This is a genomic window from Roseivivax isoporae LMG 25204, from assembly GCF_000521865.1.
Taxonomy (GTDB): Bacteria; Pseudomonadota; Alphaproteobacteria; order Rhodobacterales; family Rhodobacteraceae; genus Roseivivax; species Roseivivax isoporae.
The window spans coordinates 1-26,199 of sequence record NZ_JAME01000039.1; the positions used below are offsets into that span (position 1 = coordinate 1).

24 protein-coding genes are annotated in these 26,199 nt (G+C 70.9%); 14 read left to right on the forward strand and 10 right to left on the reverse strand.

Features of this window, described 5'->3' with window-relative positions; genetic code table 11:
• The 3 genes from RISW2_RS19285 to RISW2_RS24675 all read right to left on the reverse strand — a co-directional run.
• The coding region (locus tag RISW2_RS19285; protein WP_043774156.1) for a molybdopterin cofactor-binding domain-containing protein at positions 1 to 1,253 on the reverse strand (1,253 nt) is incomplete at its 3' end.
• Positions 1,250 to 2,635, reverse strand: coding sequence for a xanthine dehydrogenase small subunit (gene xdhA, locus RISW2_RS19290; RefSeq protein ID WP_043774157.1), 1,386 nt, complete (start codon positions 2,633 to 2,635; stop codon positions 1,250 to 1,252). The genes xdhA and RISW2_RS19285, both read right to left, overlap by 4 nt.
• A gap of 193 nt (positions 2,636 to 2,828) precedes the next feature.
• Entirely contained in the window at positions 2,829 to 2,999 is a 171-nt protein-coding gene (locus RISW2_RS24675) for a hypothetical protein (RefSeq protein WP_156943898.1), read from the reverse strand.
• A 181-nt stretch (positions 3,000 to 3,180) separates the two neighbouring features.
• Between RISW2_RS24675 and RISW2_RS19295 the strand changes: the two genes are divergently transcribed.
• Genes RISW2_RS19295 through RISW2_RS19305 form a run of 3 tightly spaced genes read left to right on the forward strand, consistent with a single transcriptional unit; the run spans position 3,181 to position 8,493 of the window.
• A complete protein-coding gene (locus tag RISW2_RS19295; protein ID WP_043774158.1) occupies positions 3,181 to 3,744 on the forward strand; it encodes a hypothetical protein in 564 nt (187 codons plus the stop codon).
• 11 nt (positions 3,745 to 3,755) lie between these two features.
• Complete coding sequence (gene dnaE, locus RISW2_RS19300) at positions 3,756 to 7,256, forward strand: DNA polymerase III subunit alpha (RefSeq protein ID WP_043774159.1); 3,501 nt, start codon at positions 3,756 to 3,758, stop codon at positions 7,254 to 7,256.
• A gap of 25 nt (positions 7,257 to 7,281) precedes the next feature.
• Complete coding sequence (locus RISW2_RS19305) at positions 7,282 to 8,493, forward strand: bifunctional alpha/beta hydrolase/OsmC family protein (RefSeq protein WP_043774160.1); 1,212 nt, start codon at positions 7,282 to 7,284, stop codon at positions 8,491 to 8,493.
• 40 nt (positions 8,494 to 8,533) lie between these two features.
• Here the strand turns inward: RISW2_RS19305 and RISW2_RS19310 are convergent, their stop codons facing one another.
• A complete protein-coding gene (locus RISW2_RS19310) occupies positions 8,534 to 10,108 on the reverse strand; it encodes a 2-isopropylmalate synthase (protein WP_043774161.1) in 1,575 nt (524 codons plus the stop codon).
• A gap of 564 nt (positions 10,109 to 10,672) precedes the next feature.
• On the opposite strand from RISW2_RS19310, the gene RISW2_RS19315 reads away from it, so the two are divergent.
• From RISW2_RS19315 to hrpB, 3 genes are all read left to right on the forward strand, one after another.
• Entirely contained in the window at positions 10,673 to 11,860 is a 1,188-nt protein-coding gene (locus tag RISW2_RS19315; RefSeq protein ID WP_043774162.1) for an aspartate aminotransferase family protein, read from the forward strand.
• A gap of 77 nt (positions 11,861 to 11,937) precedes the next feature.
• Positions 11,938 to 12,864: an ornithine carbamoyltransferase gene (gene argF / locus RISW2_RS19320; RefSeq protein WP_043774163.1), complete on the forward strand. Its 927-nt coding sequence runs from the start codon at positions 11,938 to 11,940 to the stop codon at positions 12,862 to 12,864.
• Between the two features lie 31 nt (positions 12,865 to 12,895).
• The gene (gene hrpB, locus RISW2_RS19325) at positions 12,896 to 15,355 is read left to right on the forward strand and encodes an ATP-dependent helicase HrpB (protein ID WP_043774164.1); all 2,460 of its coding nucleotides are present in this window, start codon (positions 12,896 to 12,898) and stop codon (positions 15,353 to 15,355) included.
• A 7-nt stretch (positions 15,356 to 15,362) separates the two neighbouring features.
• On the opposite strand, the gene gndA is transcribed toward hrpB, so the two are convergent.
• Positions 15,363 to 16,757 (reverse strand): NADP-dependent phosphogluconate dehydrogenase, encoded by a 1,395-nt coding sequence (gndA, locus tag RISW2_RS19330; protein WP_043774165.1) that lies wholly within the window; start codon positions 16,755 to 16,757, stop codon positions 15,363 to 15,365.
• A 160-nt stretch (positions 16,758 to 16,917) separates the two neighbouring features.
• Between gndA and meaB the strand changes: the two genes are divergently transcribed.
• A complete protein-coding gene (gene meaB / locus RISW2_RS19335) occupies positions 16,918 to 17,910 on the forward strand; it encodes a methylmalonyl Co-A mutase-associated GTPase MeaB (protein WP_043774166.1) in 993 nt (330 codons plus the stop codon).
• Between the two features lie 145 nt (positions 17,911 to 18,055).
• Positions 18,056 to 18,364 (forward strand): 50S ribosomal protein L28, encoded by a 309-nt coding sequence (gene rpmB, locus RISW2_RS19340; RefSeq protein ID WP_043774167.1) that lies wholly within the window; start codon positions 18,056 to 18,058, stop codon positions 18,362 to 18,364.
• An 85-nt stretch (positions 18,365 to 18,449) separates the two neighbouring features.
• Here the strand turns inward: rpmB and RISW2_RS19345 are convergent, their stop codons facing one another.
• Complete coding sequence (locus tag RISW2_RS19345) at positions 18,450 to 19,142, reverse strand: NAD-dependent deacylase (RefSeq protein WP_043774168.1); 693 nt, start codon at positions 19,140 to 19,142, stop codon at positions 18,450 to 18,452.
• A 65-nt stretch (positions 19,143 to 19,207) separates the two neighbouring features.
• Here RISW2_RS19345 and RISW2_RS19350 point away from each other — a divergent pair, with 65 nt between their 5' ends.
• The 3 genes from RISW2_RS19350 (at position 19,208) to rbsD (ending at position 20,980) form a co-directional block, all read left to right on the forward strand.
• A complete protein-coding gene (locus tag RISW2_RS19350) occupies positions 19,208 to 19,663 on the forward strand; it encodes a low molecular weight protein-tyrosine-phosphatase (RefSeq protein ID WP_043774169.1) in 456 nt (151 codons plus the stop codon).
• Positions 19,664 to 19,765: 102 nt separating this feature from the next.
• On the forward strand, positions 19,766 to 20,545 hold the full coding sequence (locus RISW2_RS19355) for a DUF1353 domain-containing protein (protein ID WP_051492178.1): 780 nt from the start codon (positions 19,766 to 19,768) through the stop codon (positions 20,543 to 20,545).
• A gap of 57 nt (positions 20,546 to 20,602) precedes the next feature.
• The gene (gene rbsD / locus RISW2_RS19360) at positions 20,603 to 20,980 is read left to right on the forward strand and encodes a D-ribose pyranase (RefSeq protein ID WP_043774170.1); all 378 of its coding nucleotides are present in this window, start codon (positions 20,603 to 20,605) and stop codon (positions 20,978 to 20,980) included.
• Between the two features lie 7 nt (positions 20,981 to 20,987).
• Here the strand turns inward: rbsD and RISW2_RS19365 are convergent, their stop codons facing one another.
• Positions 20,988 to 21,506: a cytochrome b gene (locus tag RISW2_RS19365; protein WP_162164347.1), complete on the reverse strand. Its 519-nt coding sequence runs from the start codon at positions 21,504 to 21,506 to the stop codon at positions 20,988 to 20,990.
• A gap of 174 nt (positions 21,507 to 21,680) precedes the next feature.
• Positions 21,681 to 23,483 carry a translation elongation factor 4 gene (lepA, locus tag RISW2_RS19370; protein ID WP_043774187.1) on the reverse strand — a complete coding sequence of 601 codons (1,803 nt, stop codon included), beginning with the start codon at positions 23,481 to 23,483 and terminating at the stop codon, positions 21,681 to 21,683.
• A 139-nt stretch (positions 23,484 to 23,622) separates the two neighbouring features.
• Between lepA and RISW2_RS19375 the strand changes: the two genes are divergently transcribed.
• Both RISW2_RS19375 and RISW2_RS19380 read left to right on the forward strand, forming a co-directional pair.
• On the forward strand, positions 23,623 to 23,922 hold the full coding sequence (locus RISW2_RS19375; RefSeq protein ID WP_211238723.1) for an acylphosphatase: 300 nt from the start codon (positions 23,623 to 23,625) through the stop codon (positions 23,920 to 23,922).
• A 139-nt stretch (positions 23,923 to 24,061) separates the two neighbouring features.
• Positions 24,062 to 24,415 (forward strand): hypothetical protein, encoded by a 354-nt coding sequence (locus RISW2_RS19380; protein WP_043774172.1) that lies wholly within the window; start codon positions 24,062 to 24,064, stop codon positions 24,413 to 24,415.
• Positions 24,416 to 24,425: 10 nt separating this feature from the next.
• Here the strand turns inward: RISW2_RS19380 and RISW2_RS19385 are convergent, their stop codons facing one another.
• Positions 24,426 to 25,190 carry an alpha/beta fold hydrolase gene (locus RISW2_RS19385; protein ID WP_043774173.1) on the reverse strand — a complete coding sequence of 255 codons (765 nt, stop codon included), beginning with the start codon at positions 25,188 to 25,190 and terminating at the stop codon, positions 24,426 to 24,428.
• 79 nt (positions 25,191 to 25,269) lie between these two features.
• Here RISW2_RS19385 and RISW2_RS19390 point away from each other — a divergent pair, with 79 nt between their 5' ends.
• Entirely contained in the window at positions 25,270 to 25,644 is a 375-nt protein-coding gene (locus tag RISW2_RS19390) for a hypothetical protein (protein ID WP_051492180.1), read from the forward strand.
• A 10-nt stretch (positions 25,645 to 25,654) separates the two neighbouring features.
• Here RISW2_RS19390 and RISW2_RS19395 read toward each other — a convergent pair whose 3' ends face one another.
• Positions 25,655 to 26,161: an SH3 domain-containing protein gene (locus RISW2_RS19395; RefSeq protein WP_043774174.1), complete on the reverse strand. Its 507-nt coding sequence runs from the start codon at positions 26,159 to 26,161 to the stop codon at positions 25,655 to 25,657.
• Between the last annotated feature and the right edge of the window lie 38 nt (positions 26,162 to 26,199).

Here is a 26,199-nt window from a genome sequence, read left to right on the forward strand (position 1 = left end):
CCGCGCGAGGCGAGGTCGCGCGCCGCGTCGCGGGGCAGGTCGGTGACCTGGCCCTCCGGCGCGCCGGCGCCCTGCGGCGCGGTGCCGGCCGGCCGGGCGGGCGGCGCGCCCGCTTCGGCGTAGTAGTTGCGCCGGCGCAGCTCCAGCGGGTCGATGCCGAGCGTGTGCGCCGCGTGGTCCATCACCCGCTCCATCCCGAGCATGCCCTGCGGGCCGCCGAAGCCGCGGAAGGCCGTGGCGCTCTGGGTGTTGGTCCGCAGCCTGTGGCTCTCGATTCGCGCCGCGGGCAGGTGGTAGGCATTGTCCGCGTGCAGCATGGCGCGGTCTGCCACCGGAAGCGACAGGTCGAGCGACCAGCCGCAGCGGGCGTAATGTTCGAACTCGACGCCGAGGATGCGGCCCTCCGCGTCGAACCCGGCGCGGTAGTCGATGCGGAAATCGTGCCGCTTGCCGGTGATGGTGAAATCGTCGTCGCGGTCGTAGCGCATGCGCGCGGGCCGGCCGGTCAGCTGCGCCACGATGGCGCAGGCGACCGCCAGCGCGTTGCCCTGGCTTTCCTTGCCGCCGAAGCCGCCGCCCATGCGCCGCGTCTCGACCCGGACGCCATGCATCGGCAGGCCGAGTGCATCCGCGACCTTGTGCTGGATCTCGGTCGGATGCTGTGTCGAGGCATGCACGACCATGTCGCCGTCGTCCTGCGGCAGCGCGAGCGCGGCCTGCCCCTCGAGATAGAAATGCTCCTGCCCGCCGATCTCGATGCGGCCCTCGATAACGTGCGGCGCCTCGTCGATGGCTTCGCCGGCGTCGCCCTTGGTCCAGATGCGCGGGCCGTCCTCGAAGCGGCTGCCGGCCTCGAGCGCGTCCTCGATCGTCAGGATCGCGTCGCGCGCCTCGGTGGTCATCAGCGCGCGCCGCGCGGCACGCCGGGCCGCGAGGTGGCTCGTCGCGACGACGAGGAAGACCGGCTGGCCGACGTAGTTGAGCCGCCCGCCCGACAAGAGCGGCTCGTCATGCGCGGAGGGCGAGACGTCCGCGGGCCGCGGCAGGTCCGCCGCCTCGAGCACCATGACGACGCCCGGCGCCGCGCGCACCGGGTCGAGGTCGAGCGCCGAGAGCCGCCCCGCCGCGATGGGCGAGAGCCCGAAGGCGAGGTGCAGGCAGTTCGCCGGCGCCGGGATGTCGTCGACGTAGCGCGCGGCCCCCGTTACGTGCAGGCGGGCGGCGTCGTGGGGCAGGGGCTTTGCGACGCTCATGCGCGCACCTCCAGCACGTCGACCGACTGGCCCAGATCCTCGGCCAGGTATCGTGCGAGCATGTTGCGCGCGGCCTCGAGCCGGTAGGCGGCCGAGGCGCGCATGTCCGAGAGCGGCTCAAAATCCTCGGCGAAGGCGTCGCGGGCGGCGGCGACCGTGGCCTCGGTCCAGGGCTTGCCCGCGAGCGCCGCCTCGACCGCGAAGGCGCGCTTCGGGATGCCGGCCATGCCGCCGAAGGCGATGCGCGCGGCCGTCACGACGCCGTCCGAAACGGTGATGTCGAAGGCGCCGCAGACGGCCGAGATGTCCTGGTCGAAACGCTTCGACAGCTTCCACACCCTGAGGCGGGGCGCCTGCGCGGGCAGGCTCACCGCCTCGACGAACTCGCCCGGGCGCAGGTCCTGCCGGCCGTACTCGAGAAAGAAGTCCTCGAGCGGCAGGTCGCGGCCGCCGTCGCGGTGGCCGAGATGCAGCGTCGCGCCGAGCGCGATGAGCGGCGGGGGGTTGTCGCCGATGGGCGAGCCGTTGGCGATGTTGCCGCCGAGGGTCGCCGCGGCGCGCACCTGCGCCGACCCGTAGCGCCGCACCAGCTCGGCATAGGCGGGGTGATGGGTCCGCAGGAGCGCGTGCACCCGGTCCATGGTGACGCCGGCGCCGATGCGGATGGTTTCGCCGTCCACGGCGATGTCCTGCAGGTCCCGGCAGCGGTTGAGAAAGATGATCTCGCGCGGCTCCCGCAGGTCCTTGGTCACCCAGAGGCCGACGTCGGTGCCGCCCGCGACGAGCGTCGCCTCGGGCCGCTCGGCGCAGAGCGTAGCCAGAGCGGCGCGTGTCTCGGGGGCATGGGCGTGCGCGTCGGCCGGAGGCGGCGCGCCCACGGGAGCGGGCAGGCGGGCGCCGTCGCGCATCCAGTCGGGCACCGGGTCGGCCGTCGCCGCCTGGGCCGCGCGCAGGATCGGGGCGTAGCCGGTGCAGCGGCAGAGGTTGCCGGCCAGCGCATCGGCGTGGTCCCGGTCGCCGTTCGTATGTGCCACGGCCATGGCGACGACGAAGCCCGGCGTGCAGAACCCGCACTGGCTGCCATGCAGGTCGATCATGTGCGACTGGACCGGGTGCAGTTCACTGTCGGGACCCGCGATCCCCTCGACGGTGCGCACCGCGGTGCCATGCACCTGCGGCAGGAACAGGATGCAGGCGTTGACGGCGCGGCTGCCACGGTCGTCGGTCACCATGACGGTGCAGGCGCCGCAATCGCCCTCGTTGCAGCCCTCCTTGGTGCCCGTCAGCCCGCGCGTCTCGCGCAGCCAGTCGAGAAGCGTTCCGGTCGGCGCCACGTCCCGCAGCGCGACACTCTCTCCGTTCAGAAGAAAGTCCACATCCATCGATGAAAGCCTGCCGCGTTACCGATCGCCCGTGAAGCTGCGCGCCCTCGATGCGGCGTAGAAGGCGGCGGGCCGGTCCGGGTGTTCCGGGAACAGACGCTAGGCGTCGGCCCGCGCGGTTGGCAAGCGAAAACTGTCCCGTCGCCGCGGGTCGCGACGGACGTGCCGTCGATCGCGGCAGCCGGGCCCGCCGTCAGTTGCCGGCGTCGCGGATCGCCTGCCCGGTCTCCTCGACCGCGGTGCCGACGCGGTCGGCCGCGTTGTCGAGCGCCTCTTCGCCCTCGGGGCTGATGTCGATGAAACCGACGTAGACGAGCGCGGCGATGACCACCGCGACGAGGATCAGAAGACCGATGATGCGCATTGCGGACCCCTCAAGCACCAATTGCCTTGGCGAACGTGCGGGCGGTGCGCGGGTTCCCGCGAGGGACGCAGCGGAAGTCAGGAATGCCCTACTGTGCGACATGCCGCCGCAGCAGTACGGAGCGCCATCCCCGCACCGGGTGCGGGTTGACGTTTCAGACTTTCATTCAGGAATTGCTCTCATGGACCTCGTTTCCGTACTGAAATCCGTTCACGTGCTCGCGGCCTGCCTCTGGGTCGGCGGCGTCGTCGTCTTTGCCATGCTCACGCTGCCCGAGGCGCGCGACCGCGCCCGGCGGCTCGTGCTCCTGTCGCAGCTGGCCCCGCTCGGGCCGCGCCTCTTCACGCCGGCGAGCCTCACCGTCCTCGCGACCGGGCCCGTCCTCGCCTGGGTCGGCGGCTGGGGCATGCCGGCCTGGCTCGTGGCGGCACTCGCGGCGGCGGCGGGCAGCGTCGCGCTCGGCGTCACCGTCCTCGCGCCCGGCCTCGAGAAGGTCGCGCTCCTGACCGAGAGCGGTGAGGGCGACTGGGCCGGCGAGGTCGCGGCGAACCTGCGCTGGGCGACCCGTCTCGACCTGTCGCTCCTCGTCTTCGCGCTCCTGATGATGGTGGCCAAGCCCGGCTGGGACGCGGTGCCCGTCGTCGGCGCGCCGGTGCTCCTGCTCTTCGTCCTGCTGTGGCTGACCGCGCGGCAGCCGGCGACGGGATCGCTGTTCGAGGTTTTCCGCCGCGGCGCGCGCCAGTAAGGTCCGGGGCCATGACAGGGCCCCGATTCATCCACCTTCGCGTGCACACGGAATACTCGCTGCTCGAGGGCGCGGTGCGGCTGAAGAAGCTGCCCGCGCTCTGCGACGCGATGGGCATGCCCGCGATTGCCGTGACCGATACCAACAACCTCTTTTCCGCGCTGGAATTCTCCGTGGCGGCGAGCGGCGCGGGCGTGCAGCCCATCATCGGCTGCCAGATCGATCTGCGGTATATTGAGCCGGGCCCGGGCGAGCGGCCGAAGGATCCCGCGCCGGTCGTGCTGCTGGCGCAGTCCGAGACCGGCTACGGCAACCTGATGAAGCTCAATTCCTGCCTCTACCTGCGGGGCGACGGCGAGCTGGGCCATGTTACCCTGGACGAGCTCGCGGCGCATTCGGAGGGGCTGATCTGCCTCACCGGTGGCCCAGACGGCCCGGCGGGGCGTCTCCTGCGGCAGGGCAGCCGCGGGGCGGCCGAGGCGCTGGTGGTGCGCCTGCACGCGGCCTTCGGCGACCGGCTCTACATGGAGCTGCAGCGCCATCCCGGCGAGGACGGGCGGCCCGAGGCCGAGCGTCTGACCGAGCGGGGCTTCGTCGAGATGGCCTACGAGATGGGCATCCCGCTCGTGGCGACGAACGACGTCTATTTCCCGAAATCCGAGATGTACGAGGCGCACGACGCGCTCATCTGCATCGCCGAGGGCGCCTATGTCGACCAGCAGGAGCCGCGCCGGCGGCTGACGCCACAGCACTATCTCAAGACCCCGCAGGAGATGGTGACGCTGTTCGCCGACCTGCCCGAGGCGACCGAGAATACGGTCGAGATCGCGCGCCGCTGCGCCTTCATGGCAGAGAAGCGCGCGCCGATCCTGCCGCGCTTCGCCGACGACGAGGTCGAGGAACTGCGCCGGCAGGCCAATGACGGCCTGCAGAAGCGTCTGGCGGTCATCCCGCACGCGGTCAGCGTCGAGGAGTACCAGCAGCGGCTGGACTTCGAGCTCGGCATCATCGAGGGAATGGGGTTCCCGGGCTACTTCCTGATCGTCGCCGACTTCATCAAGTGGGCCAAGGAACACGATATCCCCGTGGGCCCCGGCCGCGGTTCGGGCGCGGGCAGCCTCGTCGCCTACGCGCTCACCATCACCGACCTCGACCCCCTGCGCTACTCGCTGCTCTTCGAGCGCTTCCTCAATCCCGAGCGCGTCTCGATGCCGGACTTCGACATCGACTTCTGCATGGACCGGCGCGAAGAGGTCATCCGCTACGTCCAGGAGAAGTACGGCCGCGACAAGGTCGGACAGATCATCACCTTCGGCGCGCTCCTGTCCAAGGCGGCGGTGCGCGACGTGGGCCGCGTGCTGCAGATGCCCTACGGGCAGGTGGACCGGTTGTCCAAGATGATCCCCGTCGAGGGGGTGAAGCCCGTCTCGATCGAGAAGGCGCTGAAGGACGAGCCGCGCCTGCGCGAGGAGGCCCGCAACGAGGAGGTGGTGGACCGCCTCCTGACCTACGGCCAGCAGGTCGAGGGCCTGCTGCGGAACGCGTCCACCCACGCGGCCGGCGTGGTGATCGGCGACCGGCCGCTCGACGAGCTCGTGCCGCTCTACCAGGACCCGCGCTCGGACATGCCGGCCACCCAGTTCAACATGAAATGGGTGGAGCAGGCGGGCCTCGTGAAGTTCGACTTCCTCGGCCTCAAGACGCTGACGGTGATCCAGAACGCCATCGACCTCATCCACCAGGCGGGGCGCGACCTGCACGTGGCCGCGGACGGCAGCACCATCTACCAGCCCTTCGAGGGCGCGGAGAACGACATCGGGCAGATCCCGCTCGACGACGAGAAGACCTACGAGCTCTACGCCCGGGCAAAGACGGTCGCGGTGTTCCAGGTGGAAAGCTCGGGCATGATGGATGCGCTGAAGCGCATGAAGCCCACCTGCATCGAGGACATCGTGGCGCTGGTGGCGCTTTACCGCCCGGGCCCGATGGAGAACATCCCGGTCTATTGCGAGGTCAAGAACGGCCTGCGCGACCGCGCGGGCATCCATCCGTCGATCGACCACATCCTGGACGAGACGCAGGGCATCATCGTCTATCAGGAACAGGTGATGCAGATCGCGCAGGAGATGGCGGGCTACTCGCTGGGCGGCGCCGACCTTCTGCGCCGCGCGATGGGCAAGAAGATCCAGGAGGCGATGGACGCCGAGCGGCCCAAGTTCATCGCCGGCGCCAAGGAGAACGGCGTCGACGACAAGAAGGCGCTCGAGGTCTGGAACCTGCTCGACAAGTTCGCCAATTACGGCTTCAACAAGTCGCACGCGGCCGCCTACGCGGTGGTCAGCTACCAGACCGCCTGGCTCAAGGCGAACCACCCCGTCGAGTTCATGGCCGGCGTCATGAACTGCGACATCCACCTCACCGACAAGCTCGCCATCTATTTCGAGGAAGTGAAGAAGGGGCTCGCGCTGCCGTGGCAGCCGCCATGCGTGAACCGCTCGCGCGAGACCTTCGACGTTCAGGACGGCGCGCTGGTCTACGCGCTGGGCGCGCTCAAGAACGTGGGCATCGACGCCATGCGGCTCGTGGTCGAAGGGCGCGACAGGCGGCCTTTCGCGACGCTGTTCGACTTTGCCCGCCGCGTGGACCTGAAGCGCGTGGGCAAGCGGCCGCTCGAGATGATGGCGCGCGCAGGCGCCTTCGACCAGCTCGACCGCAATCGCCGGCGGGTCTTCGAGAGCCTCGATGCGCTGGTCGCCTACTCGGCCGCGGTGCACGAGCAGAAGGCCTCGGCGCAGGTGTCGCTCTTCGGCGAGGCGGGCGACGACCTGCCCGAGCCGCGCCTGCCGCCCGTCGCCGACTGGCTGCCGGCCGAGCGGCTGTCCGAGGAATTCAAGGCGATCGGGTTCTACCTCTCGGGGCATCCGCTCGACGACTACATGGCGGCCTTGCGGCGCAAGGACGTGATGACGCTCGACGAGGTCATGCGGAAGGCCGAGCGCCAGCCGCTGCTGGCCAAGATGGCGGGCGTGGTGGCCGGGCGTCAGGAACGCAAGTCCGCGCGCGGCAACCGCTTCGCCTTCTGTCAGCTATCGGACCCGACGGGCGCCTACGAGGTGACGCTGTTCTCCGAGACGCTGGAGAAGAGCCGCGAACATCTCGAGACCGGCGCCAAGGTCGTGGTGACGGTCGAGGCGACGATGGAGAGCGACCAGCTGAAGCTTCTCGGCCGGTCGGTCGCGCCGGTGGACGTGGCGGTCGCGGATGCCGGGGTCTCGGGCCTGCGCATCTTCGTCGAGGAGGAGCAGGCGATCGGGCACATCGCCTCGATCCTCGCCCGCGCTGCCGACCAGATGCCGCGCTCGGGCAGGGGGCCCGTGCAGATCCTGCTGCCGCGCGAGCTGGGTCTGCCCGGCGACACGGTGCTCGACCTCGCGCAGGACTTTCCCGTGACGCCCGAGATCAAGGGCGCGGTGAAGTCGCTGGGCGGCGTGCTGGCGGTCGAGGACTTCTGAACCCGCGGATTTCGGGAGGGCGGCCATGGCGCCGGAACGACTGAGTTTCACCGGCGCCACCGGCGCCACGCTCGCCGCGCGGCTCGACCGCCCGGACGGGCCGCACCTTGCGACCGCGCTCTTCGCGCACTGCTTCACCTGCGGCAAGGACATCGCGGCCGCGCGCCGCATCGCGTCGCGGCTGACGGCCGCGGGCGTCGCGGTGCTGCGCTTCGACTTCACCGGGCTCGGCCATTCGGGCGGCGAGTTCGAGAACACGTCGTTCACCAGCAACGTGGGCGACATCGTCGCCGCCGCGCGCGCGCTCGAGGCCCGGGGCATGGCGCCCGACCTGCTGATCGGGCACTCGCTGGGCGGCGCGGCGGTGCTGCGTGCGGCGGCCGACATCCCCTCGGCGCGCGCCGTCGCCACCATCGGCGCGCCGCACGACCCGGGGCACGTCACGCGGCACTTCGCCGACGCGCTCGAGCGGATCGAGAGCGACGGCGCGGCCGAGGTGTCGCTGTCGGGCCGCCCGTTCCGGATCGGGCGCGACTTCGTGCACGACGTGCGCGCGCAGCGGCTCGATCCGGCCATCGCGGCCCTCGGCCGGGCGCTCCTGATCCTGCACGCGCCGCGCGATGCGGTGGTGGGGATCGACAACGCCTCGGCCATCTTCGCGGCGGCGAAGCATCCCAAGAGCTTCGTCACGCTCGACGGCGCGGATCACCTCGTGTCGGACCCGGCCGATGCGGACTACGTGGCGGGGATCATCGCGGCCTGGGCGGCGCGCTACGTCGACCTCGTGCCGCGGGAGGAGGGCGGCGGCGCGCCCGAAGGCGTCGTGCGCGTGTCCGAGGCCGATCCGGGCGGCTTCCTGACCGACATCGTGGCGGGCCGGCATCACCTGCAGGCGGACGAGCCGCCGGAGGTGGGCGGGACCGACCGTGGCATGTCGCCCTACAACCTGCTGTGCGCCGCGCTCGGCGCCTGCACCAGCATGACGCTGCGGATGTACGCGCGGCGCAAGGGGCTGGCGCTCGACCACGTGCGGGTCGACGTGAGCCATGACCGCCGCCATGCGACTGACGCCGAGACCGAGACGCCGGCGAAGGTGGATGCCTTCGTGCGGGACATCACGCTGGAGGGTGACCTGAGCGACGCGGACCGCGCGCGGCTCCTCGAGATCGCGGACCGTTGCCCGGTGCACCGCACGCTCGAGCAGGGCGCGCGGGTCGAGACTCGCGCGGTGCGCTGAGCGACAGGGCGCGGCCCACGAGGGGCCGCGCCGCGCAGGATCAGCCCACGTCCTTGTAGGAGATCTCCTTGGCGTCCGCGCCGGGGCCCGCCTTGTCGCGGCGGACGAGCAGGCGGTTCAGTGCGTTCACGTAGGCGCGGGCCGAGGCGACGACGGTGTCGGTGTCGGCCGACTGGCCGGTCGCGATCATGCCGTCCTCCTCGAGCCGGACGCTGACCGTCGCCTGCGCGTCGGTCCCTTCGGTCACCGCGTGCACCTGGTAGAGCTGCAGGTGCGCCTTGTTCGGGTGCAACGCCCGCACCGCCTTGAAGGTCGCGTCGACCGGTCCGTCGCCCTCGCAGGTGGTCGAGACCTCCTTGCCGTCGATCTCCATCTCGAGCTCGGCGCGCGCGGGACCGCCGGTGCCGCAGGTCACCGCGAGGTTCACGATCGACAGCCGGTCGGCCATGCCGTCGGTGGTCGTGGCGGTGACCAGGGCGAGGATGTCCTCGTCGTAGACCTCCTTCTTGCGGTCGGCGAGGTCCTTGAACCGCACGAAGATGTCCTTGAGCTGGTTGTCCCCCACGTCGACGCCCAGGTCCTTGAGCTTGGAGCGCAGCGCGGCCCGGCCCGAATGCTTGCCCATCACGAGGTTCGTCGCGGACAGGCCCACGTCCTCGGGGCGCATGATCTCGAACGTCTCGGCGTTCTTCAGCATGCCGTCCTGGTGGATGCCCGATTCGTGCGCGAAGGCGTTCTTGCCGACGATCGCCTTGTTGTACTGGACCGGGAAGCCCGACACCGCCGCCACGCGGCGCGAGATGTGCATGATCTTGCGCGTGTCGACGCGGGTCTCGAAGGGCATGATGTCGCCGCGCGTGCGCAGCGCCATCACCACCTCCTCGAGCGCGGTGTTGCCTGCCCGCTCGCCGAGCCCGTTGATCGTGCACTCGATCTGCCGCGCGCCGCCCTCGACTGCGGCGAGCGCGTTCGCCGTCGCCATGCCGAGGTCGTTGTGGCAGTGCGTGGCAAAGACGATCTCGTCCGCGCCCGGCACCGTCTCGATCAGCCGCCGGATCAGGTCGGCCGATTCGCGCGGCGCGGTGTAGCCCACCGTGTCGGGGATGTTGATCGTCGTGGCGCCGGCGCGGATCGCGATCTCGACCACCCGGCAGAGATAGTCCCACTCGGTGCGCGTCGCGTCCATGGGCGACCACTGCACGTTGTCGCAGAGGTTGCGCGCGTGGGTCACCGTCTGCTCGATCCGCTCGGCCATCTCGTCCTGGGTCAGGTTCGGGATCGCGCGGTGCAGGGGCGAGGTGCCGATGAAGGTGTGGATGCGCGGATGCGCGGCGCGGCGCACCGCCTCCCAGCAGCGGTCGATGTCGGCGAGATTGGCGCGGGCGAGGCCGCAGATCGTCGAGGTGCGCGAACGCTCCGCGATCTCGGACATGGCGCGGAAATCACCTTCGGAGGCGATGGGAAAGCCCGCCTCGATGATGTCGACGCCCATCTCCTCGAGCAGTTCGGCGATCTCGAGCTTCTCGGCATGGGTCATGGTGGCGCCGGGCGACTGCTCGCCGTCGCGCAGGGTGGTGTCGAAGATGAGAACGCGGTCTTTGGGCGTGTCGGTCATGGGTCCGGTCTCCAGATCAGGTCGTCTCTGCCGGCGCGGGCGCTTGGCCACGCGGTCCGGTCTCTGGGGCGCCTCGCGAGTGGGCCGGGCATGCTGCGGTCCGGCGCGGGCCGCGTGGGGGCCTCGGGTCGGAAAGCGGTTTCGGCATGCGGGGTCCTCGGTCGGCGGCGGCGGTTCGTCTCGGCGCGGGAAACATCGTCCTCTGAGCGGTCGCGCCGAGCAGGCCGCGCTCAGAGGCGGGTAAGGAGCAGAAGGCCGAGCGGAAGCGCCGCCTGAAGGCGGTCGCACGTCGCGATATGGGGCCGAACTGTCATGGCGCGCATATTACGCAGCCCTGCGGGAAAGAAAACCCGTCTCCGGCGCGATTTTTCTTGCCTCGCGACTGCGCGCGTGGTTTCGGGAGGCCATGAACGCGACGACGATCCTTCGACGAGGCCGCTGAGCCTTTCCCGCCGCCCCGGCCATGGCCCGGGCGACCCGTCCGCGTCCGTCCATCCCCGTCCAGCTTGACTCGCCCAGAGGCGCTTGGCACGTCTTGGGCTCTTCCCGCCAAGGAGCGATCCGATGATCCCGTCCGTCCTGCCCACCTACAACCGCGCGCCCCTGTCCTTCGTGAAGGGCGAGGGATCCTGGCTGATCGAGGCGGACGGTCGCCGATTTCTCGATCTCGGCGCGGGCATCGCGGTCAACGCGCTCGGCCACGCGCATCCGGCCCTGGTCGCGGCGCTGACCGAACAGGCCGGCAAGCTCTGGCACGTCTCGAACCTCTACCGCATCCCCGAGCAGCAGGCGCTGGCCGACCGGCTGGTGTCCGAGACCTTCGCCGACACGGTGTTCTTCACCAATTCCGGTACCGAGAGCTGCGAGCTCGCCGTCAAGATGGCGCGCAAGTACTGGTACGAGAAGGGGAAGCCGGAAAAGACCGACATCGTCGCCTTTACCGGGTCGTTCCATGGCCGCTCGTCCGCCGGCATCGCCGCCGCGGGATCCGAGAAGATGGTCAAGGGCTTCGGCCCGCTGCTGCCGGGCTTCGTGCACGTGGACTGGGCCGACCATGACGGCCTGAAGGCCGCGATCACCGACACGACTGCCGCGATCCTCATCGAGCCGGTGCAGGGCGAGGGCGGCATCCGCCCGCTGCCCGACCAGTGTCTGAAGGGCCTGCGCGCCCTCTGCGACGAGCACGGGATCCTGCTGATCCTCGACGAGGTGCAGTGCGGCATGGGTCGGACCGGCAAGCTTTTCGCCCACGAATGGTCCGGCGTCACGCCCGACATCATGATGGTCGCGAAGGGCATCGGCGGGGGTTTCCCGCTCGGCGCGGTGCTGGCCACGGAAAATGCCGCCTCGGGCATGACGGCCGGGACCCACGGCTCGACCTATGGCGGCAACCCGCTCGCCTGCGCGGTCGGGCTCGCGGTCATGGACCATCTCGCCGATCCGGACTTCCTTGCCGGGGTGCGGCGGCGCGCGGCGCTCTTCCGCCAGCGGCTCGAGGGCCTCGTCGCCACCCATGCGGGCGTCTTCGACGAGGTGCGCGGACAGGGCTTCATGCTGGGGCTCAAGTGCCGGCTGCCCAACACCGACGTCGTCGCCGCATGCTACGAGCGCGAGCTCGTCACGGTGCCCGCGGGCGACAATGTCGTGCGGCTCCTGCCGCCGCTCACGCTCTCCGAGGCCGAAATCGCGGAGGCGATCACGCGGCTCGACCGCGCCGCGACCTCGGTCGAACTCAAGGCCAAGGCTTCCTGACCGGCCCTTCGGTCGCACATCCCGCGCGCCCGCGGTCCGAGCCGCGGGCTGTCGCGCCCAGAACGAAATCCGATCCGATGAACCATTTCCTAGACATCCACACCACCGATCCCGCTGACCTGAGGTCGATCCTCGACCGTGCACGGTCCATGAAGGCGGCGCGCGACGGCGCGCCCAAGGCCACGCCGGACGCCGAGCAGCCGCTCAAGAACCACATGGTCGCGCTGATCTTCGAGAAGCCGTCGACCCGCACGCGGGTCTCCTTCGACGTGGGCGTGCGCCAGATGGGGGGCGAGACGCTGGTCCTGTCGGGCGCCGACATGCAGCTCGGCCACGGCGAGACCATCGCCGACACGGCGCGGGTCATGTCGCGCTATGTCGACCTCATCATGATCCGCACCTTCGACGAGAGCGTGCTGCAGGAGATGGCCGAATATGCCAGCGTTCCGGTCATCAACGGGCTGACCGACCGCAGCCATCCCTGCCAGATCATGGCGGACCTCATGACCTACGAGGAACATCGCGGGCCGATCCAGGGCCGCAAGGTGGTCTGGTCGGGCGACGGCAACAATGTCTGCGCCTCGTGGCTGCACGCCGCCGCGCAGATGGGCTTCGATTTCACTTTCACAGGTCCGGTGCAGCTCGATCCCGAGATGGAATTCGTGGGTCTCGCGCGCCAGAAGGGCGTGCAGGTGACCATCGAGCGCGACCCGATGCGCGCGGTCGAGGACGCCGACCTTGTCATCACCGACACCTGGGTGTCCATGCATGACGCGCAATCCGCGCGCGAGCGGCGCCACAACATGCTGCGGCCCTACCAGGTCAACGCGCAGCTGATGTCCAAGGCGCGGCCGGACGCGCTCTTCATGCACTGCCTCCCCGCGCACCGCGAGGAAGAGGTGACGAGCGAGGTCATGGACGGGCCGCATTCCGTCGTCTGGGACGAGGCCGAGAACCGCCTGCACGCCCAGAAGGCCATCATGCGCTGGTGTCTCGGCGCGTGAGTCGCGCGCCGGAGCATCCCCGCCGCGGCCGATGAGCCCCCCGCGCGCCCTGCCGGTCGAGGCGGCGCTGCCCGAGCTTCTGGCAGCGCTGACCAACCGTCGGCGCGCGGTGCTCGAGGCGCCGCCCGGGGCGGGCAAGACCACGCGCGTGCCGCTCGCGCTCCTCGAGGCGGGGCTGACGCAGGGCACGATCCTGATGCTCGAGCCCCGGCGGATCGCCGCGCGCGCGGCGGCGGAACGGATGGCCGAGACGCTCGGCGAGACGGTCGGCCAGACGGTCGGATACCGGATCCGCGGCGAGGCGAAGGTCGGCCGCGACACGCGCATCGAGGTGGTGACCGAGGGCATCCTGACGCGTCGCCTGCAATCCGATCCCGGGCTCCAGGACGTGGGCGCGGTGATCTTCGACGAGTTCCACGAACGCTCGCTCAATGCAGACCTTGGCCTCGCGCTCTGCCTCGAGATCGCGGGTGCGGTGCGCGAGGACCTGATCCTCGTGGCCATGTCCGCGACGCTCGACGCGGGCCCGCTCGCGGCGCTCATGGACGCGCCGCGGGTCACCTCCGAGGGCCGCAGCTTTCCGGTCGAGACGCGCTGGCTCGACGCGCCGCTGCCGAAGGGGCGGCGGTTCGACGATGCCTGCGCCGACCTCGTCCTGCGCGCGAGCAGGGACAGCGACGGTGGCATCCTCGTCTTCCTGCCGGGCGAGGGCGAGATCCGGTCGGTGGCCCGCAGGCTCGAGGGAAAACTGCCGGGCGGGTGCGTGATCCGGCCGCTCTACGGCGCGATGCCGTTCGCCGACCAGCGCGCGGCGATCCGGCCCGAGACGGGCGGCGCGCGCAAGGTGGTGCTCGCCACCGCCATCGCCGAGACCTCACTCACAATCGAGGACATCCGCGTGGTGGTCGATGGCGGGCGGGCACGCCGGGCGCGCTTCGATCCCGGATCGGGCATGTCCCGCCTCGTGACCGAGCGCGTGACCCGCGCGGAGGCCACGCAGCGGGCCGGGCGCGCGGGGCGCGTGGCGCCCGGCACCGCCTGGCGGCTCTGGACGAAGGGGGAGGAAGGGGCGCTCGCCGCGTATCCCCCGGCCGAGATCGAGGCCGCGGACCTCGCGGGCCTCGCGCTGGAGCTGGCGCTGTGGGGTGCCGCGCCGTGCGATCTGCCGTTCCTGACCGCGCCCCATCCCGGCGCCTTTGCCGAGGCGCAGGCGCTCCTGTCGATGCTGGGCATCCTCGACGCGCGCCGGCAGGTGACGGACCACGGCCGGCGCGTTGCCGCGATGCCGCTGCATCCACGGCTCGCCCACATGCTGGAGGTCGCGGGGCCCGGCGCCGCGCCGCTTGCCGCGCTGCTGGCGGACCGCGACCCGCTCAGGGGCGCGCCCGCGGACCTGACGCTGCGGCTCGAGGCGGTCCGGGATCCCCGGCGCTTTGCCGCGGATCGTCCCTACGAGCTGCGCCGCGCCGCGCTCGAGCACGTGCGGACCGAGGCGAAGCGGCTGCAGCGGCAGGCGGGCCGGGGGCGCGCGACGCTCTCGCCCGCCGCCATGGCCGCGCTCGCCTATCCGGACCGCGTGGGCCTGCGCCGCAAGGGCGATGCGCCGCGTTACGTGCTGTCGGGAGGCAAGGGCGCGGTCCTCGACGCCGCCGATCCGCTTGGTGCGGCGCGGCTCATCGTCGCCACCGACCTCGACGGCGACCCGCGCGAGGCGCGCATCCGCACCGCGATCCGGATCGAGGAGGCTGAGCTGCGGACGCTCTTCGCCGACGCGATCGGCTGGCACGATGTCTGCGACTGGTCGCGGCGGGACCGGCGTGTCGTGGCGCGTCGGCAGGAACGGTTCGGTGCGCTCGTTCTCGATGACCGCCTCTGGACCGACGCGCCGGCCGATGCGCTGTCCCGCGCCATGCTCGACGGTGTCCGCCAGCTGGGCCTGACCTGGAGCAACGCCGCGCGCCGGTTCGCCGCACGGGTCGAGCTCGCCCGCGCCGCGGGGCAGGAGGGGCTTCCAGAGATGACCGAGGCGGCGCTGATGGAGGGGCTCGAGGACTGGCTCCTGCCCTTTCTCGACGGCGTGCGGGACGCCGAGACATGGAAGCGGTTCGACCTTCTGCCCGCGCTCCGCGCGATGCTCGACTGGAGCGATCACCAGGCGCTCGACGTCACGGTGCCGGCGCGGTTCACCACGCCGCTCGGCCGCGAGATCCCCATCGACTACTCGGGGGACCATCCGGCCATTTCTCTTAGGCTGCAGGAGATGTTCGGCCAGACCCGCCACCCGCAGGCGGCGGGCCAGCCGCTGCGCATCACGCTGTTGTCGCCCGCGGGGCGCCCGGTGCAGACCACGATGGACCTGCCGGGCTTCTGGACCTCGTCCTACGCCGACGTGCGCAAGGACATGCGCGGGCAGTACCCCAAGCATCCCTGGCCCGAGGACCCGACCGCCGCGGACCCGACCCTGAGGGCCAAGCGCCGCGGCGACGGCTGAGCGGCGCTCAGTCCCACCAGGGGCCGTGCGCCGTCCCGGGCGCGTCGGTGCGCACGAAGCCGTGGCGCCCGAACCGGTCGCGCTGCGCCTGGATCAGCGCCGCGGTGCCGCGGGGCTGGCGCATCGTGTCGACCCAGCCGAGCGCCGAGGCGAGCGCGGGCACGGCGAAGCCCGCGCCGATGGCGTCGGTCACGAGCCGGCGCAGCGCCGGCAGGCCGCGCGCCAGCACGTCGGCGAAGGCCGGCGCCAGGTGGAGCTGCGTCGCGCCCCCGTGGAAGGCGGCCGAGATGTCGTCGAGGATGCGCGCGCGGATGATGCAGCCCGCGCGCCAGATCTCGGCGATGCGCGCGGCGTCGAGATCCCAGCCGAATTCGTCGGAGGCGGTCCCGAGGATGCGGAAGCCCTGCGCGTATTCGAGGACCCGCGCCGCCATGAGCGCGTCCGCGACCGCGTCCGGGTCGAGCGTCAGGATCCCGCGGGTCGTCCCGAGGACCTCGCCGCCCTCCTGCCTGACGTCGCGCTCGGCCGACCAGGCGCGGGCCGCGACCGCCGCCTCGATCATCGTGGCGGACTGGCCGAGGCGCACCGCCTCGATCACGGTCCAGCGGCCGGTGCCCTTCTGCCCGGCACTGTCGACGATCACGTCGACCACGGGCTTGCCGGTCGCAGGATCACCGGTGCGCAGGATTTCGGCGGTGATCTCGAAGAGATAAGAGGCGAGCGGACCCTCGTTCCACCGCGCGAAGATGTCGCCGATCGCCTCGGGCGCGAGGCCCGCGCCGAACCGCAGCAACTCGCAGGTCTCGGCGATCATCTGCATGTCGGCATATTCGATGCCGTTGTGCACCGTCTTGACGAAATGGCCCGCCCCGTCGGGGCCGAGCCGCGCGACGCAGGGAGCGTCCTCGAACTGCGCCGCGATGGCCTCGAGCACCGGGCCGAGCGCCTTCCAGCTGTCCTCGGGCCCGCCGAACATCATCGAGGGGCCGTGTCGCGCGCCGTCCTCGCCGCCCGAGACGCCGAGCCCCACGAAATGCACGCCGTGTTCCGCCGTCGCCGCCGCGCGGGCGCGGGTGTCGTGGAAATCCGCGTTGCCCGCGTCGATCACCGTGTCGCCCTCGTCGAGAAGTGGCAGCACCTCCTCGAGGAAGGTGTCCATCGGCGCCGTCGAGGGGATCATGGCGAGGATGCTGCGCGGCTTCGGCAGCGCCGCGATGAGGCCCGCGAGGTCGTCGCAGGGCGTGACGCGCGCGCCGAGCGCGCCCGCGCGGTCGAGGAACGCCGGCACCGCCGATGCCGTGCGGTTCGCCACCGCGATGTCGATGCCGTTCTCCGCCATGTTGAGCGCGAGCGCCGCGCCCATCGTTCCGAGGCCGTAGATGCCGATCCTGGGCTCAGCCATTCCGTTTCCTTTGTCTTCACCTGATCCGGACCGAAGGCAGATACGCCCCGCTGCGGCAGGGGCAAGGTGCAGCGGCGCACAGGCCGCCTGCGGCTGGACAAGCGGGGGCGGCGCGGGCACAACGGCCCGCGGCGGCAAAGCGGCACGGGAAGGGCACGCGATGGAGATCGGGGAGCTTGCGCGCGGCATCCTGGCCGGCGAGCGGCGCGCGCTCGCCCGCGCGATCACCCTCGTCGAGAGCGGGCGCGCCGACCACCGCCGGGCCGCGACCGACCTCATCGCGCGGCTGAACGCGGCGAACCACGGGCGGCAGGCGCTGCGGATCGGGCTCTCGGGGACTCCGGGCGTCGGCAAGTCCACCTTCATCGAGGCGTTCGGCCTGATGTTGACCGGGCAGGGCAAGCGCGTGGGCGTGCTGGCCGTCGACCCCTCGTCGGCGCGGTCGGGCGGGTCGATCCTCGGCGACAAGACGCGGATGGAGCAGCTGTCGCGCGACCGCAACGCCTTCATCCGGCCGTCGCCCGCGGGGGCGCATCTGGGCGGGGTCGCCCGGCGCACGCGGGAGGCGACGCTCCTGATGGAGGCCGCGGGCTTCGACGCGGTGCTGGTCGAGACGGTGGGCGTCGGGCAGTCCGAGACGGTGGTGTCCGAAATGACCGACATCTTCGTGCTGCTGCTGGCGCCCGCGGGCGGGGACGAGCTGCAGGGCGTCAAGCGGGGCATCATGGAGATGGCCGACCTGATTCTCGTGAACAAGGCGGATGGCGACCTGCGCGCGGCGGCGACGCGCACCTGCGCGGACTATGCGGGTGCCCTGCGGCTCCTGCGCCGTCGCCCGCAGGATCCCGACGGGTTTCCGAAGGCGATGACCGTCTCGGCCGTCGAGGAGACCGGGCTCGCCGCGGTCTGGGACGAGATGACGGCGCTCGCGGCCTGGCGGCGCGAGACCGGCCATTTCGACCGGCGGCGGGCCGAGCAGGCCTGCCACTGGTTCGAGGCCGAGGTGCGCGAGGGACTGCTGGCGCGCCTGCGCCGCGAGCCCGTGCGGGGCGCCATGGCCGCGCTCGGAAAGGACGTGGCCGCGGGCGAGGTGACGGCGTCCGAGGCGGCGGAGGCGATCCTGCGCGACTATCTGGGCGTGAGCGGCGACTGAGCGCGCGCGCGACGGCGCGAAGGGCTTGACGCCCACCGCGACCGCCCCTAGAGAAGCGCGACGAGATTCCGGGCGCGGCCATGGCCTGCGCCCTTTCACATTCGCGGGGGCACGGCCTTCCGCGCGGAAAGACGAGGATGACCCCATGTCGCGTGTCTGCGAACTGACCGGAAAAGGCCCGATGACTGGCAACAATGTCAGCCACGCCAACAACAAGACCCGTCGGCGTTTCCTGCCGAACCTGAACGATGTGACGCTGCAGTCCGAAACGCTGGGCCGTGGCGTGAAGCTGCGCATCTCGGCCTACGCCCTGCGGTCGGTCGACCACCGCGGCGGCCTCGACAAGTTCCTCGCCAAGGCGAAGGACACCGAGCTGTCGGCTGCCGCGCTGAAGGTCAAGCGCGAGATCGCCAAGGCGCGCGCTGCCCAGACCGCTCAGACCGCCGAAGCCTGATACCGTTCGCGGCCCGTCTCGGGGCCGCGTCCGGAGCCGATCGCAACCCCGGTGCGCCCGCTGCGCCGGGGTTTCTGCGTTTTGCTCATTGCGCGAGCAGCGTGTCGACCCAGTCCGGCACGACGCGGCTAGCCGGCCCCGTGAGGCGCCGGTGGAACAGCGGCGAGACGTCGGAGGCCCCGAGGTTCAGCTCGACCGTGTCGGCGCCCGCCGCGCGCGCCTCGCGCACGAAACCCGCCGCGGGATAGACCGCGCCCGAGGTGCCGATCGCCGCAAAAAGGCTGCACGCCGCGAGATGGTCCGCGATGTCGTCGAGACGGTGCGGCATCTCGCCGAACCAGACCACGTCGGGCCGCGTCGCCGGCCGTTCACAGGCAGGGCAGGGGTCACCGGGCGCCATCTCGGGCGGCGCGGCCCACGTCTCGCCGCAGGAGGCGCAGAGCGCGCGGGCGAGCGCCCCGTGCATGTGCAGGACCTCGGCCCCGGCGCGGCCGTGCAGGTCGTCGACATTCTGCGTGACGATCACCACCTCGCCCGGATGGTCGCGCTGGAGCCGCGCGAGCGCGTGGTGCGCGGGGTTCGGGGCTGCGGCCGCGGCGGCGGCGCGCCGCATGTTGTAGAAGGCGTGCACGCGCGCAGGATCGCGGGCGAAGGCCTCGGGTGTCGCCACGTCCTCGATGCGGACCTGCGACCAGAGCCCGTCCGCGTCCCGGAAGGTGCCGAGCCCGCTTTCGGCCGAGATGCCGGCGCCGGTGAGGATCACGATCTTCTCCGCCATGGTGTGCCTTCCCTTTCTCGCCCCGGCGCGGGCCTGTATGACACCCGCAACCGGAGGTCCGTACCATGATCGAGCGTATCCTTTTCGTCTGCCTCGGCAACATCTGCCGCTCGCCGTCGGCCGAGGCGGTGCTGCGCGCGAAGGCGGCGGCGCGGGGCCTCTCGCTCGACATCGACAGCGCGGGCACCGGCGACTGGCACCTGGGCGAGCCGCCCTACGGGCCGATGCAGGCGGCCGCCCGGGCGCGGGGCTACGACCTATCGGGGCTCAGGGCGCGGCGGGTCGGCGCGGCGGATTTCGACCGCTTCGACCTCATCCTCGCCATGGACGCGGACAACCGGGCCGACCTCGCGAGGCTCGCGCCCGCGGGGGCCCGCGCGCGGCTCGCCATGTTCACCGACTACCTGCCCGACGGGGAGGCCGGCGCGGTGCCCGATCCCTATTACACCCGCGATTTCGACGGGACGCTCGACCTCGTGGAGCGGGCGTCCGACGGGCTTCTCGACGTGCTTGAACGCTGATTCCGGGCCACAGGCGCCCGGTCCGGGCGGCATCGACGCTTGCGGCGGATCACGCCGCGCGGATAGGCTCGCGCCGACATTCGACGACACAGGCATTTTCCCATGACCCGAACGCTTTTCGCCCTTGCGGCCGCCACGCTCGCGGCCGGTTGCGACGTCACGACGTTGCTGACCGAGGACAGCACGCGCGACCCGGCGCTGATCTGCCCGACCGGCAGCCCGACCGATTGCGCCTTCGTGAACGCGCCGGTTCGGATCGACGACGTGCCGACCCGCATCCCCGGGCGCGCCTACACCTTCTTTCCCATGGCGACAGAGCTGACCTTCGTGGACGGCGCGCGCCGGCAATGGCAGGCCCCGGCGGGCACGCTGACCGACGGCGCGTCGATCCCGCCGATCTTCGTGCCGATCGTGGGCGATCCGACCGATCCGCCGGTGCGCGGCGCGGCGGCGATCCACGACGCCTATTGCGGCATCGGCAACGAGAGCGGGCCGAACTTCCACGCCGCCGACTGGCCGGACGTGCACCGGATGTTCTACGATGCGCTGGTCGCGGGCGGCACGTCGGACCTGCGGGCCAAGGTCATGTTCGCGGCGGTCTACCTTGCCGGGCCGCGCTGGACGGTCCACCGGCCCGACACCGACCCCGCGCGCGACCTCTCGACCGTGCCGGCGCCGCGCCTGCAGGAGGCCATGCGTTCGGCGCGCAGCTTCATCGAAACGACGGAGCCTGACCTTCCGACGCTCGAGCGCTACCTGATCTGGCTCGAGCGCCAGATGATCCGCGAACAGGCGCGGGCGCGTTCGGACGATGACCGGCCGGGTTCGTCCGAAAGCGGCGAGAGCGAAGGCTTCAGCGAGGGCAGCGGGCTCGAGCAGTAGCGCGCGGACGCACGGTGCAGGACGGCCGCGCGCGGGAAACGGGAACGGAGGGGATCCATGAAACGCGTCGGCATCCTGAACGCGCAACTCTCACGTGTCGTGGCCGCACTTGGCCACGGCGACACGATCGTCATCGGCGATGCGGGGCTGCCGGTGCCGCTGGGCGTGCCATGCATCGACCTCGCGGTGCGGATTGGCGTGCCCTCCTTCTGGGAGGTGCTCGACACCGTGCTCGAGGAGATGCAGGTGGAACGCGCGGCCATCGCCGAGGAGGCACCGCAGGCGCTGCGCGCGCGCTTTGCCGAGCGGTTGCCGGTCGAGACCATGCCGCATGCGCAGCTCAAGGACGCGAGCACGGGCGCGGTCTGCGTGGTGCGCACGGGCGAGGCCGTGCCCTACACCAACATCGTGCTCTGGAGCGGTGTCGCGTTCTGACGCGGCTTCAGCTTTGCCGGCCCGCGGCGCCGGCACGCTGGCGGTAGACGATGCGCGCGACCACGCCGTCCTGCCGGACGAGATGCCAGAACGCCCCGGCCACATGCGCGGCGATGAGCGCGAGGAGCAGCCACGACGTCGCCACGTGCACCTGTCCTGCCAGCGCGGACCTGGTCAGGACGGCGGTGAGCCCGATAAGCGGCATGGCCACCAGCACCGCGTAGAACGCCCAGTGCGTTCCCCGCGAAATGCGCTGGATCATCGGCGGCTCGGTCTCGGACGGCGGCGGCACCCCCCGGTTGAGCCGCAGGTAAAAGCGCAGGAGCATGGCGACGAGGATCATCGATCCGAACCAGCCGTGCACCACCGCGTCCCCGGTCCAGCTGCCGCCCTCCCGCACCGATTCGAAGGCCCGGGCCATGCCTTCGCCGCTCACGAATTGCAGGAAGACCAGCGCCACGACCAGCCAGTGCAGCGAGATCTGGGTCTGACCGTAATGGTCGCGGAAGGGCACGTATCTGGACACGGGGGGCAAGCTCCTCCGGTTGTGCGGTGTGTGGTGTCGCGCAAACAGGGAGGAGGGCCGGATGTTCCAGAACGCCGGAGCGTGCCGGAACGGATGTGCTGGGATCACGCGCGCCGGGTCGTGCACGCGTGCGTCGGGATCGGGCGGCGGCCGGGACGGACGAGGCCTAGTGCCTCAGCCGTCCATCTTCAGCGCCGAGATGAACGCTTCCTGCGGAATCTCGACCTTGCCGAACTGGCGCATCTTCTTCTTGCCGGCCTTCTGCTTCTCGAGAAGCTTCTTCTTGCGCGTGGCGTCGCCGCCGTAGCACTTGGCGGTCACGTCCTTGCGCATGGCCGACAGGGTCTCGCGCGCGATCACCTTGCCGCCGATGGCCGCCTGGATCGGGATCTTGAACATGTGGCGCGGGATCAGCTCCTTGAGCTTCTCGCACATGGCGCGGCCGCGCATCTCGGCGCGTTCGCGGTGCACCATCATGGCGAGCGCGTCCACCGGCTCGTCGTTCACGAGGATCTGCATCTTCACGAGGTTGTCCTCGCGGTAGCCCAGCATCTCGTAGTCGAAGGACGCGTAGCCCTTGGTCACCGATTTCAGCCGATCGTAGAAGTCGAACACGACCTCGTTGAGCGGCAGGTCGTAGACCGCCATGGCGCGGCCCGCGACGTAGGTCAGGTCAAGCTGGATGCCGCGGCGTTCCTGGCAGAGCTTGAGCACGTCGCCCAGATACTCGTCCGGCACGAGGATCGTCGCCTTGATCCGCGGCTCCTCGATATGCGCGACATAGGTCATGTCGGGCATGTCGGCGGGATTGTGCAGGTCGCGCCGCTCGCCGTCCTTGGTGTAGAGGTGATAGATCACCGACGGCGCGGTGGTGATGAGCTCGATGTTGTACTCGCGCTCCAGCCGGTCGCGCACGACCTCGAGGTGCAAGAGCCCGAGGAAGCCGCAGCGGAAACCGAAGCCGAGCGCCGCGGACGTCTCCATCTCGTAGGTGAAGGAGGCATCGTTCAGCGCGAGCTTCTCGATCGCGTCCCGCATGTCCTCGAAATCGTTGGCGTCGACCGGGAAGAGGCCGCAGAACACCACCGGCACGGACGGCTTGAAGCCCGGCAGCGGCGTCTCGGTCGGGCGCTTCACGTGGGTGATGGTGTCGCCGACGCGGGTGTCGCGGACCTGCTTGATCGAGGCGTTGAGATAGCCGATCTCGCCCGGGCCGAGGGTTTCCACCGCCTTCATCGCGGGGCGATAGACGCCCACGTCGTCGACGTCGTAGGTGCCGCCCGTCTTCATCATGCGGATGCGGTCGCCCTTGCGCAGCGTGCCCTCCACGATGCGCACGATGCAGATGACGCCCAGGTACTGGTCGTACTTGCTGTCCACGAGCATCGCCTTGAGCGGCGCCTCGGGGTCGCCGGCTTCGGGCGGTGGCAGGCGGGTCACGATCGCCTCGAGAACGTCGGGGATGCCGACCCCGGTCTTGGCCGAGATCAGGCAGGCCTCGGAGGCGTCGATGCCGATCACGTCCTCGATCTGCGCGCGGACCCGTTCGACATCCGCCGCGGGCAGGTCGATCTTGTTCAGGACCGGCACGATCTCGTGGTCGGCGTCGATGGCGGTGTAGACGTTGGCGAGCGTCTGCGCCTCGACGCCCTGCGTCGCGTCCACGACGAGCAGCGAGCCCTCGACCGCCTGCATCGACCGCGCCACCTCGTAGGCGAAATCTACGTGCCCCGGCGTGTCGATCAGGTTCAGCACGTAGGTCTCGCCATCCTTGGCCGGATACTCGATCCGGACGGTGTTGGCCTTGATGGTGATGCCGCGCTCGCGCTCGATATCCATGGAATCGAGCAGCTGTTCCTGCATGTCGCGTTCGGCGACGGTGCCGGTGAGCTGGATCAGCCGGTCGGCCAGGGTGGATTTCCCGTGGTCGATGTGGGCGACGATGGAGAAGTTGCGGATGCGCGAGGTCGGGGTCATGTCGCGCATATGACGCGGGGGGCGTGAACGGTCAAGGTGGCGTGACGGCGCGCGGGTGCGGTCGGAACACCCGCGCGCCGTCGGGGGTTCGGCCCCCGAGACCCGGGCGCGATCCCGCCCGGGGAAACGGCAATGCAGGATGGAGAGAGACATCATGGCAGAGATCGCGGCGAAGGTGACCGTGCGGGGCAAGGTGCAGGGCGTGGGCTACCGCGCCTACGTGCAGGAAAAGGCCGCGGGCGCGCATGTGCGGGGCTGGGTGCGCAATGCCGAGGACGGCTCGGTCGAGGCGCTGCTCGCGGGCGAGGCGCTCGACATCGAGAAGGTCGTGCAGGAGATGCGCGGCGGGCCGTCCGGGGCGCAGGTCGAGGACGTGCAGAGCGCGCCGGCCTCGACCGACGAGGCGCGCGGCTGCAAGGATCTGGTGGTTCGCCAGTAAAGTGCCCTGATCGTCACGGTCCGACGCGTTGGTGAATTGAAAAATCCGTCTGCCTGCGGCATGTTGCGAAGCATCGGCAGTTGTGCCGGGCGACGCGGCCGAAAGAACGCCGCACCCGGCAGGGACAAGGGACAGGCGGATGAGGAACTTCGTATGGATCGTGGCGGCGGGCCTTGCGCTCGCGGCCTGCGGAGGCGGCGAGCGCGTGACGCGGGGCTATGTCGCGCCGGGGCCGAGCTTTGCCAACGGCCCGATCAAGAACGCGTGCCTGGGCAGCGATCGCTCGGCACGGAACCCGCGGCTCTGCGGATGCATCCAGTCTGTGGCGGACAGCTCGCTGTCGAACTCCGAGCAGCGCCTCGCCGTGACGTTCTTCAAGGATCCGCATCGCGCGCAGGAAATCCGGCAGTCGGACCGGCCGAACCACGAGCGCATGTGGACGAACTACAAGGCGTTCACCAACCGGGCCGAGCAGATCTGCCGCGGGCTCTGAGCCGGCCGGCTCACCCGGCGCTGTCGAGGAAGGCGCGCACCGACGCCTCGAAGTCGCGCGGTTTTTCCGCGTGGAGCCAGTGGCCCGCGCCGTTCATCCGCACGAAGCGCGCCTGCGGGAACAGCGCGCGGATCGCCGGCCGGTGGTCCGTCGTGACGTAGTCGCTGTTCGCCCCCGTCAGGAACAGGGTCGGGCCCTCGAAGCTGCCCTCGATCTCGGGCCAGCCGAGGATCTTCGGCATCTCGCGCGCCAGCGTGTCGAGGTTCAGGGTCCAGGCCTTTTCGCGGATGTCGAGCGACTGCGTGAAGAAGCTCTGCAACGTCGGGTCGGGCACCGAGCGTGCAAGCTGCGCGGCAGCGTCCGAGCGTTTCTCGACCGTCGAGAGGTCGACCGCGCGCATGGCCTCGATGAACTGCATCTGGCTGTGCGTGTAGGCGACGGGCGCAATATCCGCGACCACGAGCCGCGCGACCTTGTCGGGGTCGGTCAGCGCGAGCGCCATCGCCGCCTTGCCCCCCATGGAGTGCCCCACCACGTCCGCACGTCCGCCATGGGCGTCGATCACCTCTGCGAGGTCGGCGGCGAGGTCGGGATAGCCGTGGGTGTCGGTCCAGCGGCTTTGCCCGTGGTTGCGCATGTCGACGGCGATGACCTGCCGCGTGTCCGAGAGCCGTCTCGCGATGACGCCCCAGTTGCGCGCGGAGCCGAAGAGCCCGTGCACGATGACGAGCGGAGGGGTGTCGGTCGGGTCGCCGTGCAGGATCGTGTTCAGCATGCCGCAGGCTTAGCGCGCCGGCCGGCGCGGCGCCAGTGGGGGATGTGCAGCGCGGCCCGGCCGGGCTAGCCTTGGTGCCATGGAACTCTCCGCCGACCTCGCCGCCCGTGCGGCCCGCATCGACACGCTGCTCGCGGACCGCCTGGGCGCGCGCAAGGGACGGCTCGCGATGCGCGCGGTGCGTCTCGGCCGGCGGCTGCCGAAGGGCGTGCGCGCGGATCTCAGGCGGATCGACGCGGCGCTGCAGATCGCGGGCCATCCGCGCCTGTCCGCGACGCTCGACCGCGCGGCGCTCATGGCCGCGGCGGGACGGATCGAGGCGCATCTCAAGGACATCGATCGGCGGGACGTGCGGAAAGGACGGCTCCTCGGCGTGCTCGCCGTGATCCTCGCAAACGTCCTGATCCTGACCGCGCTGCTGGTCGCGGTCCTGCGCTGGCGCGGCTTCGTCTGAGAGGAGCGGCCTAGTCGCGCACCTCGTCCGGCGCGACGCCCCAGAGCGCGGTCTTGCGCGCCCAGCCGCTGTGCCCGTTGACCTCGAGCATGCACCACTCGGTCAGACATTCGCCGAGCCTCGCGATCACGCCGACCCCGAGCTTTGCCGTCAGCTGCGCGCCCTCCGCGGGACGCGCGTGCAGGTCCAGCATGTCCTCCTCGACGATGACCGTGCGCACGCCCGACAGGAGCGAGTAGTGCACCCAGCCGCCGGCGCCGTCCCGGTCGCGCACCCGGCGCCAGTGACCGTATTCGGCGGTGATCTCGAGCGGCATGTCGCGCCGCACGTAGACCCAGTCGATGCGGTGGGTCAGCGACGGGCCGCGCCGCACGTTGCCCTCGGCGGCCTTCATCGAGACGAAGCGTGGCAGAGGCAGATTCGTGACCGGTCCGCGCTCGGTCTCGCGCGCGGATGCGGACCCCGCCACGGCCGCGACGAGGACGGCCAGCGCCCAACCCCTGAACCCTCGGATCATGTCCTGTGTCCTGCTCGGTTTTTGTCGGCCGGGGTTCT